This is a genomic window from Povalibacter sp. (genome assembly GCF_036735925.1).
Lineage (GTDB): Bacteria > Pseudomonadota > Gammaproteobacteria > Steroidobacterales > Steroidobacteraceae > Steroidobacter.
In genome coordinates this window covers 1-13,569 of sequence record NZ_DAINNK010000104.1, presented here as the reverse complement: position 1 = coordinate 13,569, position 13,569 = coordinate 1, and the positions used below count along the sequence as shown (strand labels likewise).

Annotated in this window: 9 protein-coding genes; 3 read left to right on the top strand and 6 right to left on the bottom strand. The window is 64.9% G+C overall.

Annotated elements, in window-relative coordinates; translation table 11 throughout:
- Positions 1-184: 184 nt before the first annotated feature.
- The 4 genes from V7D81_RS21095 to V7D81_RS21080 form a co-directional block, all read right to left on the bottom strand.
- On the bottom strand, positions 185-2,269 hold the full coding sequence (locus V7D81_RS21095) for a TonB-dependent receptor (RefSeq protein WP_324320014.1): 2,085 nt from the start codon (positions 2,267-2,269) through the stop codon (positions 185-187).
- A 17-nt stretch (positions 2,270-2,286) separates the two neighbouring features.
- On the bottom strand, positions 2,287-3,234 hold the full coding sequence (locus V7D81_RS21090; protein WP_324320012.1) for a HupE/UreJ family protein: 948 nt from the start codon (positions 3,232-3,234) through the stop codon (positions 2,287-2,289).
- Entirely contained in the window at positions 3,234-4,097 is an 864-nt protein-coding gene (locus tag V7D81_RS21085; RefSeq protein ID WP_324320010.1) for a peptidylprolyl isomerase, read from the bottom strand. Before V7D81_RS21085 ends, V7D81_RS21090 begins: the two co-directional genes overlap by 1 nt.
- A 76-nt stretch (positions 4,098-4,173) precedes the next feature.
- Positions 4,174-6,429, bottom strand: coding sequence for a hypothetical protein (locus V7D81_RS21080; RefSeq protein ID WP_324320008.1), 2,256 nt, complete (start codon positions 6,427-6,429; stop codon positions 4,174-4,176).
- Positions 6,430-6,701: 272 nt separating this feature from the next.
- Between V7D81_RS21080 and V7D81_RS21075 the strand changes: the two genes are divergently transcribed.
- Both V7D81_RS21075 and V7D81_RS21070 read left to right on the top strand, forming a co-directional pair.
- Positions 6,702-7,325 (top strand): TIGR02466 family protein, encoded by a 624-nt coding sequence (locus tag V7D81_RS21075; protein WP_324320006.1) that lies wholly within the window; start codon positions 6,702-6,704, stop codon positions 7,323-7,325.
- A gap of 1 nt (position 7,326) precedes the next feature.
- Positions 7,327-9,891, top strand: coding sequence for a spermidine synthase (locus tag V7D81_RS21070; protein WP_324320004.1), 2,565 nt, complete (start codon positions 7,327-7,329; stop codon positions 9,889-9,891).
- A gap of 4 nt (positions 9,892-9,895) precedes the next feature.
- Here V7D81_RS21070 and V7D81_RS21065 read toward each other — a convergent pair whose 3' ends face one another.
- Positions 9,896-10,135 carry a hypothetical protein gene (locus V7D81_RS21065; protein WP_324320002.1) on the bottom strand — a complete coding sequence of 80 codons (240 nt, stop codon included), beginning with the start codon at positions 10,133-10,135 and terminating at the stop codon, positions 9,896-9,898.
- Between the two features lie 154 nt (positions 10,136-10,289).
- Complete coding sequence (locus V7D81_RS21060; RefSeq protein WP_324320000.1) at positions 10,290-11,054, bottom strand: YbaY family lipoprotein; 765 nt, start codon at positions 11,052-11,054, stop codon at positions 10,290-10,292.
- 219 nt (positions 11,055-11,273) lie between these two features.
- On the opposite strand from V7D81_RS21060, the gene V7D81_RS21055 reads away from it, so the two are divergent.
- Positions 11,274-13,463 (top strand): glycoside hydrolase family 3 N-terminal domain-containing protein, encoded by a 2,190-nt coding sequence (locus tag V7D81_RS21055; RefSeq protein WP_349257716.1) that lies wholly within the window; start codon positions 11,274-11,276, stop codon positions 13,461-13,463.
- Positions 13,464-13,569 lie beyond the last annotated feature (106 nt).

Here is a 13,569-nt window from a genome sequence, read left to right as displayed (position 1 = left end):
GGGGCCGGCTTCAGCCGGCCTCTTTTCAGAAGTCAGGCTGAAGCCTGACCTACAGAAACCCCCGTTACCTTCGGCTCGCTACGCGCAGGAAGGGACGCTCGATTCGATCTCATCTCAATCCTTTGGCGCTCAATGCAGTGCCATTGCGCTGTGACCGAAGGGAATCCCATGGGGAAGCCCGCCTTCAGAACTTCGCGCTGAGCGACACGCGCAGCGTGCGCGGCTCGACGGGATGGAAGTGGATGTCTTCGACCGGCTGGGTCTCACCGGCAAGCTGCGACTCGTAGTAGTACGTGATGTCGTTGTCGTCGCTGTCGAACACGTTGTAGACGGCGGCGCTCAGCCTGTAGCGGTTGCTGAAGCGATAGCCTGCTTCGAGATTCACGAGCGTCGTCGGCTCCGAACGCACGCTGTCGTCTTCGACCAGCGAGGCTTCGCCGAAGTGACGGAACCGCGCGCCGCCGAACCAGCCGCTCGGATGATCGATTGCGACGCCGACCGACGCCACGTTCTCGACCGCGCCAGGGATGCGATCGCCGGCGGGATCGTAGTCGGTGAATCGCGCGCGCGACCACGCGAGATCGGCATCGACGATCAGCCACGCCAGCGGATTCCAGATGACGGCCGCCTCGATGCCGCGACGCTCGCTGGCACGGCTCGGCTCGGTCGTTCCGGCATCGCCGATGAACAGCAATTCCGAATCCAGTTTCAGATTCCATAGCGACAGCGTGACCTGGGCGTTGGGAATGAGCGCCGTGCGCAGCCCCACGTCCAGTCCAAGCCCCGCCACCAGCGGATCGACGGGATCGACCGGGGTGACGCCGTCGGTCGGATCGACGCTGATCGTCGTGCCGCGCGCATCGTTGCTGTGGAAGCCCTTGCCCACGTCGAAGAACAGCTCCGTTTTCTCCCAGGGCCCGAGCACCAGCGAGAACTTCGGGCTGGCGATGGAATCATTGTCGCGGCCGGAGTTCGCCGCGAGCTGCGCATCGACGTCGAAGTCGAACCGGTCCGCGCGCAAGCCGATGGTCGTGCGCGCCCACTCCGTCCAGCGCGTGCCGACACTGGCGTAAACGCCGTAGCTCGTCTGTCGCACGGCATCTTCACGAATGGTCTCGAAGCGCTCGCGTGCGAGCGTGCGATACAACCCGACCCGACCGATATCGTCGCGGCGTACCTGGATGCCCGTCAGAAATTCCTGCGGTCTGCCGAAGGCATCGAAGCTTCTTGCCCACGACCATTCACCGCCATAGACGCGGCGCTGGTCGACCTGCTCGAACTGATCGCCATTCACCGGATCGGTGAAGTAAGTGAAGTTGGAGAACAGGTCGAGATCGTAGTCGATGGCATACAGGAGTCCCTTCGACCGCCCGCCGCCGAGCGCTGCACTCCAGTCGGCGGACAGGCTGTAGCGATGCGAACTGCCCGCGTCGGTGGTGTCGATGGTGCCGAAGCGATCCAGTTCGCCTGCAGCGACGGCGCGCTGCGGAATCTGGTCGGTGGAACGCCAGTCGCCTTCGTATCCTTGCGCGGTGACGCTGAACTGCGCGCCGCCGTCGGTCTGACGGCTGTAACGAAGCAGGCCATTGCGCTTGCGATAGTTCTCCGGCAGGTCCCACGGCCCGTCGATGTGCGCGTATTCGAGTCCCATCAGCAGCACAGCATCGCCCATCTCGGCTGAGCCGGCCGCCACGCCGCGCGCGTAGTCGTCCTGACCCGCTTCCAGCACGACCAGCGGCGCGTCGAGCGAGTGCCGATAACGCATGTCGACGGCGCCGGCTGCGGAGAAATTGCCCATCCCGGCGTAGTACGTGCCCTTGCGATACTCGATCGACTGCAGCAGCTCGGGGATCACGAAATTGATGTCCGTGTAGCCCTGGCCATGACCATGAGTCGGCATGTTCACGGGCACGCCGTCGACACTGGTCGCCAGATCCGTGCCGTGATCGAGATTGAAGCCGCGCAGGAAGTACTGGTTCGCTTTGCCGTCGCCGCTGTGCTGCGTGACGATCAATCCGGGCACGACTTCGAGCAGCTCACCCGTGCGCAGCACCGGTCGCATCTCGAGCTGATCCTGACCGACCACACCCTGGTTCGCCGACAACGGCGCTCCCTGCAATTTGCCGAGTGAACCTGAGACGACGACTTCCTCGAGGACGGTCGTGGGTACGCCGCCGGCCCAGGCAACGGAAGTTGCCAATGCGCCGAGGCACAGGGCGCGGCGAGCCAGTCTGGACGAAGGCAGCGTGACGATTGTCGAGTGAGTCATGATCTCGTTCTTCAGTTTCAAGCCAGGATGGTGACGATACGGCCGATCGACCAGTACGCTGCGACGCCGCCGATGCCATACAGCGCGGGCGTGCGCAGCGCGACGAATCGCGGCCACTTCGCCAGCGCCCGATAAACCGCATAGGCAAGGACGACGACGAACAACTGACCCAGTTCAACGCCAAGGTTGAAGGTCAGCAGTGCAACGAACAGATGCTTCTGCGGCAGGCCGATGTCGGCCAGTGCACCGGCAAACCCCAGGCCGTGCACGAGTCCGAACAGAAACGCGACGACGGCCGGCCAGCGCCGCGACAGGGTTTCACGTTTGTGCAGCGCCTCCGCGGCCACCAGCATGATCGACAAGGCGATGGTCGCTTCGACCGGTGGCGAACGCAGCGTCAGCCAGCCGAGCGCGCTCAGCGCCAGCGTCAGGCTGTGCGCCAGCGTGAAGGCGGAAATCGTGTAGACGAGCTTGCGATGGAATCCCACCAGGAACAGCAGGCTCAGCACGAACATCAGATGATCGAAGCCGCCGAGAATGTGCTCGACTCCCAGCACTGTGTAGGTGCTCGCGATCTCGCCCATGCCGCGTCGATCGTCCGCCGATCCATAGAGCTGCACGTCCGGATGCGCAGCCGTCAGGGTGAACACGCGACTCTGGCCATCGAGCCAGAACACCTTGACGACAGCCGCGGAATACCGCTTGCCCACACCGTCCACGCTCAGCGTGCCGCGCAATCCTTCCTTGCCACAGCGCAGTGCACCGGCCTCGGCCGCGCAACTCGCCGGCCAGATCGGCGTGAGTTCGGAGCTGGCAGGCTTTTCGCCGCTCGCGGTCCATTGCCAGATGAATTCGCCTGCGATCGTTTCGCGGACTTCCATCTCCGCCATGGTCAACTCATGGGCGACGGCCAATCCCGAAAAGGCCAGCAGCCATGCCAGCCAGCAACAACGCGCCAAGTGCATCACTGGCCCGCCTCTTCGATCGTGATCTCGTATTTCTTGGCGAGCGCCGCGACCGCGGCACTGCGCTGCGCCGCCATCGTGGCATCCGTCCAGTCCTGCAGGACGACGCCTCTCAGATCGTCGAAACTGGCGCGCCGGGCAGGCGAAGTGGTTTCGAGCCGCATGGCACGCCACTGCCCGCCGCCATTGATCGCGCGCCATTCGCCCGGCGCAGATGCTTCGAGCTGCGCTGCGAACTCTGCGCCATAGCTCTGCACGATGTTCTGATGCGGACGACCGGTGAAGATGCGCAGATCCGCCTGCGCATCCGGAGCGCGGCCCGCGTTCAATGCATTGGCGAATGCACGCACGGCGACTTCCGACGTATCGCCGGCAATGATTGCTTCCTGAAACGTGAAACGCGTCGGCTCGTCGTATCGCCCGCGGTTCTGTTCGAACCACTGGCGCAGCACTTCGTCATCGTAGGGCGGCAACCTGGTATTGGCGTCGACCATGCTGAGCGCCTTGAAGATGACGCGCTCGCGGATCGCGGTGTCGCCCTTGTCGAGTCCCTGCGCCAGCCCTTCGCGATACAGAACCTCGTTGTCGAGCCAGACCTGTCGCAGGGCTTTCATCTCGTCTGCGTTCGGCGGCCGGTTGCGGGAAGTCTCGAACAACTGGCGTGTTTCCTGTGCAGCCTGCGCGTCGAACACGATGGCGTTCGGATCGTCCTGGCCGCTGATGATCCAATGGTCCACGGCAAACAGCAGCGCGCCGAGGACGATGAAGTGCAGCAGCGGTTCGCGGGCCCAGCCCGGCAGATGCTTCGCGGCGCGTACGGTGGAATTTTCCTGGAGCTTGTCGGAAGTCAGTACGGTCGACATGGTTTCTCGGGCGCAGCAATGTGAAAAGGACGCCGCGCGTTGCCGCGCGGCGTCCCGGGTTGGCGAGTGCGAAGGATCAGTTCACACCGGCGACCAGTTGGCCGCCCTTGACCTCGATGAAGATCGGATTGCTGTAGAACCACAGATCCGCCCACGCGGCGACGTCGTAGCTGACGTACTTCTGGCCGGTGACGGCCGGAACGCGCTGCAGATGTTCCGGGCAGCCGTCGATCTTGTTGCCTGTGTAGGTCTCGCCGGCCGGAATGGCCAGCTTGCCGGTCACGGTGCACGGAATCGTCAGCTTCGACGGATCGCCCGCATTGGTGTAGATGTCCGCCAGCGGATTGCCGTTCGCATCGGTCTCGTACGGAACGGCTGCAGGCAGGTTGGTGCCACGCAGGCGCAGATACTGCGAATCCTTCACCGCGGGGATGCGGAAGACCATCGTCTTGAAGCCGGCGCCCGACTTGCCCGAAACGCTGGTCCACTTCGACTTGCCGAACGTGCGCAGCACGGCAGCCGAGGTGTTCTTGGCCGCAGCCGGCACGGTGCTCATGTCCGGATTGTCGACCCAGTTGTCCGGCCACGTACCCGCATAGTCGGGACCCTGTGGATTGCGATAGCCCGTGACCAGCCCGCGGATCACATCCACGTGATCCAGCACCGGCGCATTCAGCGGCTGATTGATGCCGACCTGCGCCAGCGACGGATTCGCGAACGTGTACGGCGAGTAGTTCGTGCCGGTCGGGTCGCGGACCACGATCGCAACGACGACTTCTTCGCCTTTACGCACCTCGAGCTTCTCGCCCAGGGTGGCGCAGCGCGCGTTGATGTCGACGTCGGTATTGTCCATGGCGGCCTTGAGCGCAGCCGTCTGCAGCAGTGCATCGCCGAGGCGATCGTTCAGACGCGTATCGGCGCAGGCAACGAAGGTCAGGCGATCGATCAGCTGACCGGTGGCCGTCCAGCTGTTGCCGGTACGCAGACCGTCAACGATTTCCTGCGGCGTGTGCTGATCGTCCTTGTCATTGCCCTTGTGCTTGTCCTTGCCCCAGCCATGGTTCCAGTCGTTGTGACCCTGCTTGTCCTGATCGCGCACCAGCACGTAGTCGCGCTGATACTCGCCGGGATAGAAGTCCTGCGTGCTGCGACGATCGTCCGGACCGAAGCTGCCGCGGTTGTGCCAGTCGGAGCTGGCGAAGAACCAGAAGTTGCGGCCTTCACCCAGCAGCGCGTCCCACACGCCGCCGATCTGCGCGCCGTACACGCCGGTGCCGCCGTAGGTCGTGCCGCCGACACTGTCGACCAGCACGCCACCGATGTTGTTGCGGTTCGGGCTGTACTCGCCGCGGTTGCTGGACGCATGGTGGCCCGGCTGGGTTTCCATGCCGAACGCAACGCGCGGCGCTGCATTGTTGAAGTTGCGCAGGTTCTCGATATTGAAGCCGTTGTTGCCGTCAGGATTGAACGGCCCGGCGCGTTCGAGATGGGCCGGCACGTAGTAGCTCTGGCCCGGATGATAGGCCGCCATCCACTTCAGGCCTTCGACCGTCTTCAGATGGCCGCGCACGCCGCTGCCCGCGCCGCCCGCCGGCATGAGCTTGGCTGCCGTCACGCTCCAGTCGGGGTTCGATGCGCTGTTGCTGCCCGGTACCGAGCAATCCCAGTTCTGACCACCGCCGCGGCTGTTGTCCGTATCGCCGCGATCGAAGCAGTAAGACCACTTGGCCAGCGCGTTGGCATTGCCGATCGGCTCATAACCCTGCGCCGTGACATCGCCCTTCAGCTTCGAGCCCGCGACCTGGCCGCTGATGACCGACAAGGACGTATGTTCGTGACCGGCCACGACTGATTCGAGGCCCATGAACACCGGCACATTCTTGAGACCCGCGTAGTACTCAGTGATCGGATACTGATATTCCTGGATCGTCTGCCAGCGCCACATGCTGGGATTCGCCTGGCTGCTCAGCGGCGTGGTGGAGCTGCCATTGGCCGATCCGGTGTTGCCCTTGACGGCAGCGGCGCCGACGCTCGCGGCCCAGGTCGTGTTCGGTCCGAGGTTCTGGACGAACGGATATGCCGGCGTGGCCAGCGACGCGTCTTCGAGCAGCGTGCAGTTGCGATTGCCATTGCCGCCGTGACCCGCCTGGATGAACCAGTCGAGTCCCCACGGCGTGTCCTGCTTGTCGGTCGACTTGGTCACGAGCTTCTGCATCGAGATGGCGCCATCCGAGCAGGTCGTGTGGTTGTGGAAGTCGCCCGTGGCGTAGGTGCCTTTGGACTGCTTCGAAAAGCCATGCCCACCGAAATCCGTGGCCCCGGCTGCAGCCATCGTGGCTGCGCTCAATACCGTCGTAACGGCAAGTGCGATCTGACTTCGGCGGATAGCTGGTCTCATTGTTTGAAGGCTCCCTTCGTGAGGCGTTGTTGCTGTCGGACTCGCGGCAGCCTAGGCAGCAGGTGTGACGGTTGCGTGAAGACTGTGTGATGCGTGCAGCAGAACCGCGACGTCGACCACCGCGCGTTCCCGGCCCGTCATCAAACTGTCGTACACGCGTTCGTACACTCTTCGGTTACGCCGCGTAGCCCGACCGAACCGCACCCATGCACGAAGTGATCGGCCTGTTTCCCACGCCATTCATGCGCTGTCCCGGCGTCCTGCCGCGTCCGCTGGTGGCGGCGCTGGTCGACCACTTCAGCCGCATGGCCTTCCAGGAAAACAACTCCTCGACGAATCTCTCGCACACCTCGATGCTGCGGCCCTCGGACAGTCCGCTACTCGTGACCGCCGCGCAGACGATCACGCCGTTGCTGGCGCAGTTCGGCGGCCTGATGTTCGGCGAACAGCTCGGCTGGTCGCTGAAGGAAATGTGGGTGAACGTGCTGGATACCGGCGGGCGCCAGTCCATGCACAACCACGCCAACAGTTTCATTTCGGGTGTGGCCTATCTGACGCCGACGCATCCGGATGCGCGCACGGTCTTCATGAAGTCGCCGGGCGGCACGGAGTTCTCGTTCAAGAACGATCACGCCGGCGTGACCACGGGTGCGTACAACGCGGACAAGTGGATCAGTATGCAGCCCGAACCGGGCGACGTCGTGCTGTTCCCGAGCTACCTGATGCATGCCGTGCCGCCCAATCCCGGCGAGCGCCGCATCACGCTAGCCTTCAATGCGATTCCGACCCAGCTGGACTCGTGGGGCTACCGGATCGCATTCCGCGGCTGACGTGAACCGCCGCACGACCGAACAGCAGCCGTTCCGGATCGCGACCGTATTGATGGTCGCCTCCGGCTTCGCCGGCCTCGCCTACCAGATCGTATGGACGCAGCAGGCCGCGCTCTGGCTCGGCCACGAAGCGGCCGCGGTGCTGGCCGTCGTCGCCGCCTTCTTCGGCGGACTCGCTGCCGGCGCGTTGCTTCTCGGCGCGCGCATCGAACGCAGTCGTCGACCCGACCTCTGGTATGCCGGCTGCGAAGTAGTCATCGGCCTGTGGAGTCTGTTGCTGGCGTTGCTGCTCGAGCCCGTGGCCGATGCATTGCTGCTGATGCTGGGGCCGACGCCGTCTGCTGCATGGCAATGGTTCGTCACGTTCGGCGGCACCTTCGTGCTGCTGTTGCCCGCAACGCTGGCGATGGGTGCAACGCTGCCGGCCATGGAACGCATGCTGGCGTCGATCCGCTGGCAGCGAGCGACCATCGGACGCCTGTATGCCGCCAACACCTTCGGTGCAGTGCTCGGCACGCTGGTCGCGGCCTGCTGGCTGATTCCTCACCTTGGATTGCTGCGTACCGCGGTGCTTTGCACGCTGCTGAACTTCGGCTGCGCGCTCGCGTCGCAGTCGCTGCGCTCTGTGCCAGCACCGCCGGAACGACCGTCGACTGCCGATGCCGGCCTGCTGTGGATTCTCTTCGCGACCGGACTGCTGGGAATCGGCTTCGAGGTGTCCGTCGTCCGCGCACTCAGCCAGACCACCGAGAACACGATCTATACCTTTGCACTCGTGCTGGCGGTGTACCTGATAGGAACCGCCGCCGGCGCCAGTCTGTACGCGCGTCGTCTCGCCGACACCGCTACGCCAGAGCGCCTGCGCGACCGTCTGCTGCAACTGCTGAGCGCAAGCTGTCTGCTGAGCATTCTGGTGCTCGGCAGTGCGCACCACCTGCACGCCTGGCTGCTGCGCCACGCAGGTCACGACATGACATCGCTGCTCGCGGTCGAGGGCCTGCTCGCCGCTTGCGTGTTTCTTCTGCCGACCTTCTTCATGGGTGCCCTGTTCAGTCATCTGTGCACCTGCGCGCGAGCCGGTGGAACAAACCTGGGGCGCGCACTCGGCATCAACACGCTGGGTGCTGCGCTGGCTCCGATCGTCTTCGGCGTGCTGCTGCTGCCTGTCGTCGGGTTGACGGTGACGTGCGTGACGAGTGCCGCCGGCTATCTGCTGCTGTCGCCGACGGCCTGGCGCCGACCAGCCCAGTGGGTTACCGCGGGCGCAGCAGTCGCTTGCGTGCTGGTTGTTCCCGGGATGAGTGCCGTCGCAGTTCCCGAAGGAGGACAACTCGTCAGCCGCGTCGAAGGTGTCACCGCCAGCGTCAGCGTGATCCGCGATGCCGCCGGCATCGACACGCTTCACATCAACAATCGCCAGCAGGAAGGCAGCAGTGCGACGCTGATCGCCGATGGACGGCAGGCGCTGCTGCCGTTGCTGCTGCACCCGGCTCCGCGATCCGTGCTGTTCCTGGGCGTGGGAACGGGCCTCACGGCATCGTCGGCGACACTCGATCCCGACGTCGAAGTCGACGCCGTGGATCTGGTTCCGGAGGTACTCGAAGCAACGCGGTATTTCTCGACGGCGCGGGCCGCCGCGGCCGATCCGTCACGCCTGCATCTGTTGACCGCGGATGCTCGTCGCTACGTTCGCAGCGCGGACAAGCACTACGACGTCATCGTCGCGGACAACTTCCATCCGGCCCGCAGCGGCTCGGGCACGCTCTACACCGTCGAGCATTTTTCGCTGGTGCGCCAGCGGCTCGCCGCCGGCGGTGTGTTCTGCCAGTGGCTGCCGCTGCATCAGCTCGATCTGCCGACACTGCGAAGCATCGTGCAGTCGTTCCGGCAGGTGTTTCCCGATGGCGCCGCACTGCTGGCCACTCACAGTCTCGATACTCCTGTCGTGGGACTGATATCGCGGCGCGATGGCGAACCCTACTCCATCGCGGCACTGCACTCGCGCATCGAATCGCTGCGGCAGCACCTGGACGGATTCGGCATTGCTGACGACATTTCGGTGCTGGGAAGTTTCATTGCCGGTCCGCGTTCGCTGGCAGCCTTCTCCGCGGCGGCGCCGCTCAACACCGACGACCGGCCCGTGGTCGTCTACCTGGCGCCGCGCATCACCTACGTTCCCGATTCCCTGCCGCGCGACCGGCTGATAGCGCTGCTCCGCGCAGTGCGCGTTGACGCCGGCGAAGTACTGCAGCTTGCTGACAGGGCGACCTGGTCGGATCGGCTCGATCGCTACTGGCATGCGCGCAATCGCTTCATCGAAGCAGGCTACCGCGTACACGCGGATCCGGACGTGCGCCGGATGCTGGCGCAGGTGCGCGATCCATTGCTGTCGGTGCTGCGTACCAGCCCGGAATTCCGACCTGCCTACGATCCGCTGCTGCGCATGGCCATGGCGCTGAGCCAGGTCGACACAGCGGGTGCGCAGGCGCTGCTGACGCAGCTTCAGGAAGTGCAGCCGGCCCGGACGGAAGCCGCCATGGCATTGCACGAACTCGGCGGACCGTAACCGCTCAGCGCGACGCAGCTTCGTTCTTCTGCGCACCGCGCAGATTCAGCACGAAGAGGCCCACCTGCAGCACGATCAATGCCCAGGCGTCTTCGCTGAAACCCCAGATCATCCACAGCACATTGCTGGCGATGAACAGCCAGAACCCCACCTTGCGGCGCCGGCTGCGCGTCGAGCCGACCGCCCACGCCGCCGCCAGCGTCACGATCATTGCGGGCCATTGCAGCAGATCGAGGAATTCCATGCGGGTTCCCGGTGACGGTTTCCTGCTGCAATGTGCCTGCGGTGAGCGGAGTTCCGGAAAGGAGAATTGCCGCAAAAGACCGCATAAAGGAAATCAAAGTCTCCGATAAGAATTTTTTCCTCTTTTATGCGGTCTTTTGCGGCTCTCCGAATCTTCAATCCCTGCGCTGCAACGCCAGCACCGCCTGCCCGGACTCATCGAGCAGTTCCAGCATCGCGCCGTCGAGACGCCAGCGCTTCACCCTGGCCAATGCCTGATGAAAGGCACGTTCCTGCTCCATTCCCTGCGGACACGCCATCATGGTGCCGATCATCTGACCGAACTCGAGCCGGTCGCCTTCGATCTCGTAGCTGCCGCCCATGCGATTGCAGCCGCCCGATCCCGCCACGCGATGGTCGGCCGCCTGCAGCGTCAGTCGCGGCGGATTCTGTGGATTGACGACGGCCGGCGTCGTCCCGAGTCGCACCAGATGCCACTCGACGTTCTCGACCGCCGACACCGTCGCGCTGGCACCGGACGACGTCCGCTTCAGCAGCAGCTCCGGCGCGTCCGGCTTGCCTGGCACGAGCACGGGATACGCCGTGTCGGTAGTGAACATCAGTGTGCCGTCCACCGTGATCCTCGCGCGCACGACGTAGCGATGCCGCTCGCTGACCTTGGCCGGATCGTAGGGAATCGCGAAACGGATGGGCGGATTGCCGGGCGATTCGATGCGCGTCCGGCCGATCACCTCCGCCGGCGCATCGGCGCGCGAGACATCCTCCAGCGTGACCTCGAAGACCGCCGACGGCGGCAACGCCATGCGTTCGCGATACGTTGCCGAGCCAGACAGCGTGGACTGGGCGGGCGCGCCGCCGCCATCCGAGGCGCAACCGGCACAGACGAACACCATGGCGGGCAGAACGAGGCGATGGATCATGTCGGTCTCCGGTGGGTGCGTTCGTGGGGAATTCTCTCGCGTTGCCGCCGTTACGAACCTGCGCGCTGTACGTACTGCCGAGCCGGCACCGCCCGCGCGGTCTGTGCATTCTTCAGTACAATCCGCGCCTCGCCAATCCTGCAGCAACGAGGATCAATGATGCCCGAGCGAACCCCGCTGCGAATCGCAGCGACCGTGGCCCTGACCCTGGGCGCCGCAATGCCGGCACTAGCGCAACAGGCCGCCGACCCGCAGATCGAAGCCCTGATCGCGAAGATGACGATCGAGGAAAAGGCGGGCCAGCTCACGATCCTCGCCGATGCCACCCGCAACTTTGCCGCCGACGTCAATCCCGAGTTCGCGAGCCGCAAGGCGAAGGCCCTGCGCGAGGACGTCCGTGCGGGCCGTGTGGGTTCGCTGTTCAACGGCTACGGCGTCGCAGCCGGCCGAGAGACGCAGCGGATCGCCGTGGAAAAGTCCCGGCTGGGCATTCCGTTGCTGTACGGCGCCGATGTCATTCACGGCTTCCGCACCGTCTTCCCCATTCCGCTCGGCGAGGCCGCCAGCTTCGATCCCGCCCTGGCCGAGGCGACCGCACGAGTCACCGCCGTGGAAGCCACCGCCGCCGGCCTGCACTGGACGTTTGCGCCGATGGTCGACATCGCGCGCGACCAGCGCTGGGGACGCGTCGCCGAAGGGGCCGGAGAAGACGTGTATCTCGGCAAGCTGTTCGCGGCCGCGCGCGTACGCGGATTCCAGGGCACGTCGCTGCTCGCCGCCGATTCCATGCTCGCCACGCCCAAGCACTTCGCAGCGTATGGCGCCGTTGCCGCCGGCATGGAATACAACACGGTGGACATCTCAACTCAGACGCTGCGCGAGGTTCATCTGCCGCCGTTCAAGGCCGCTTTCGATGCCGGCGCGCTGACGACGATGAGTTCGTTCAACGATATCAACGGCGTGCCCGCCACCGCGAACCGCTGGCTCATGACGCAACTGCTGCGCGAAGAATGGAAGTTTCCCGGCTTCGTCGTCTCCGACTACACCGCCGACTACGAACTCATCAGCCACGGTGTGGCCGCCGACGCTGGCGACGCAGCGCGACTCGCGCTGAGCGCCGGCGTCGACATGAGCATGCAGAGCGGCATCTACAACTCCCAGCTGCTCAGGCTCGTCGCCAGCGGCGAACTGCCGGTGACCGTCGTCGACGAAGCCGTGCGTCGCGTGCTGCGCGTCAAGAAGGCCATCGGCCTGTTCGACAATCCCTACCGTTCGCTCGACGCCGCTCGCGAAACGACGGCCATCGGCACGCCCGCGCATCGGGCGCTCGCGCGCGATGCCGCGCGGCGCTCCATCGTGCTGCTGAAGAACGAGAAGAACGTGCTGCCGTTGCAGAAGTCCGCGCGCATTGCCCTGATCGGTCCGCTCGGCGACGACCGTAAGAACCTGTTCGGGCCCTGGACATTGTTCGGCGATACGCGCGAATCGATCACGCTGCGCCAGGGCCTGGAGAACGCGGGATTTGCGGCAGTGACCGTCGTGAAAGGCTCGGAGATCGAAACGCCGCTCGCCGGCGGCATCGATGCGGCGGTCGCTGCCGCACGCAGCGCCGATGTGGTGCTGCTCGCCATCGGCGAGAGCGAGAAAATGAGCGGCGAAGCGCAGTCGCGTACCGCGATCGTCGTGCCGCAACCGCAGCAGCAGCTCGCGGAAGCCGTGGCCGCCACGGGCAAACCGATCGTCGTGCTGCTGAGCACCGGCCGCGCGCTGGCACTGCACGGCGCCGTGCGCGATGCCGATGCCATCCTCGTCAACTGGTTCCTCGGCTCGGAATCCGGCAATGCCATCGCGGATGTGCTCAGCGGCGACCACAACCCGTCGGCACGACTGCCTGTGAGCTTCCCATACGAATCCGGACAGGAGCCCTACTTCTACAATCATCGCCGAACCGGCCGCCCCGTCGTGCCCGACGACTCGCCCTCATTCAAGGCGCAGTACCGCGAGGCACGCAATGAAGCGCTGTACTCCTTCGGCCACGGCCTGAGCTATTCGCTGTTCGCCTACGACGACGTGAAAGTGAGTTCGCCGAAACTGCCATGGAGCGGCAGCATCGACGTCAGCGTCCGCATCACCAACGCCGGCTCACGCGCCGGCACGGAAGTCGCGCAGCTTTACATCCACGACAAGGTCGCGAGCACGACCCGACCGGTGCGCGAACTGAAAGGCATTCGCCACGTCACGCTGCAGCCCGGCGCAAGCACGGTCGTGACTTTCCAGCTCACCCGCCGCGATCTGGAATTCGTCGGGCCGGACAATCTCTGGCATGCCGAGCCTGGCACGTTCGACGTCTGGATCGCCCCGTCGTCGGTCAGCGGACAGGCGGCGGAGTTCGAGTTGGAACGTGGGTGAGATGCACCGCTTGCCTGCTATGTGCTCTGCCTGTGGGGCCGGCTTCAGCCGGCCTCCCCTGTAGGTCAGGCTTCAGCCTGACATGCCTAGCCTCCCCTGTAGGTCA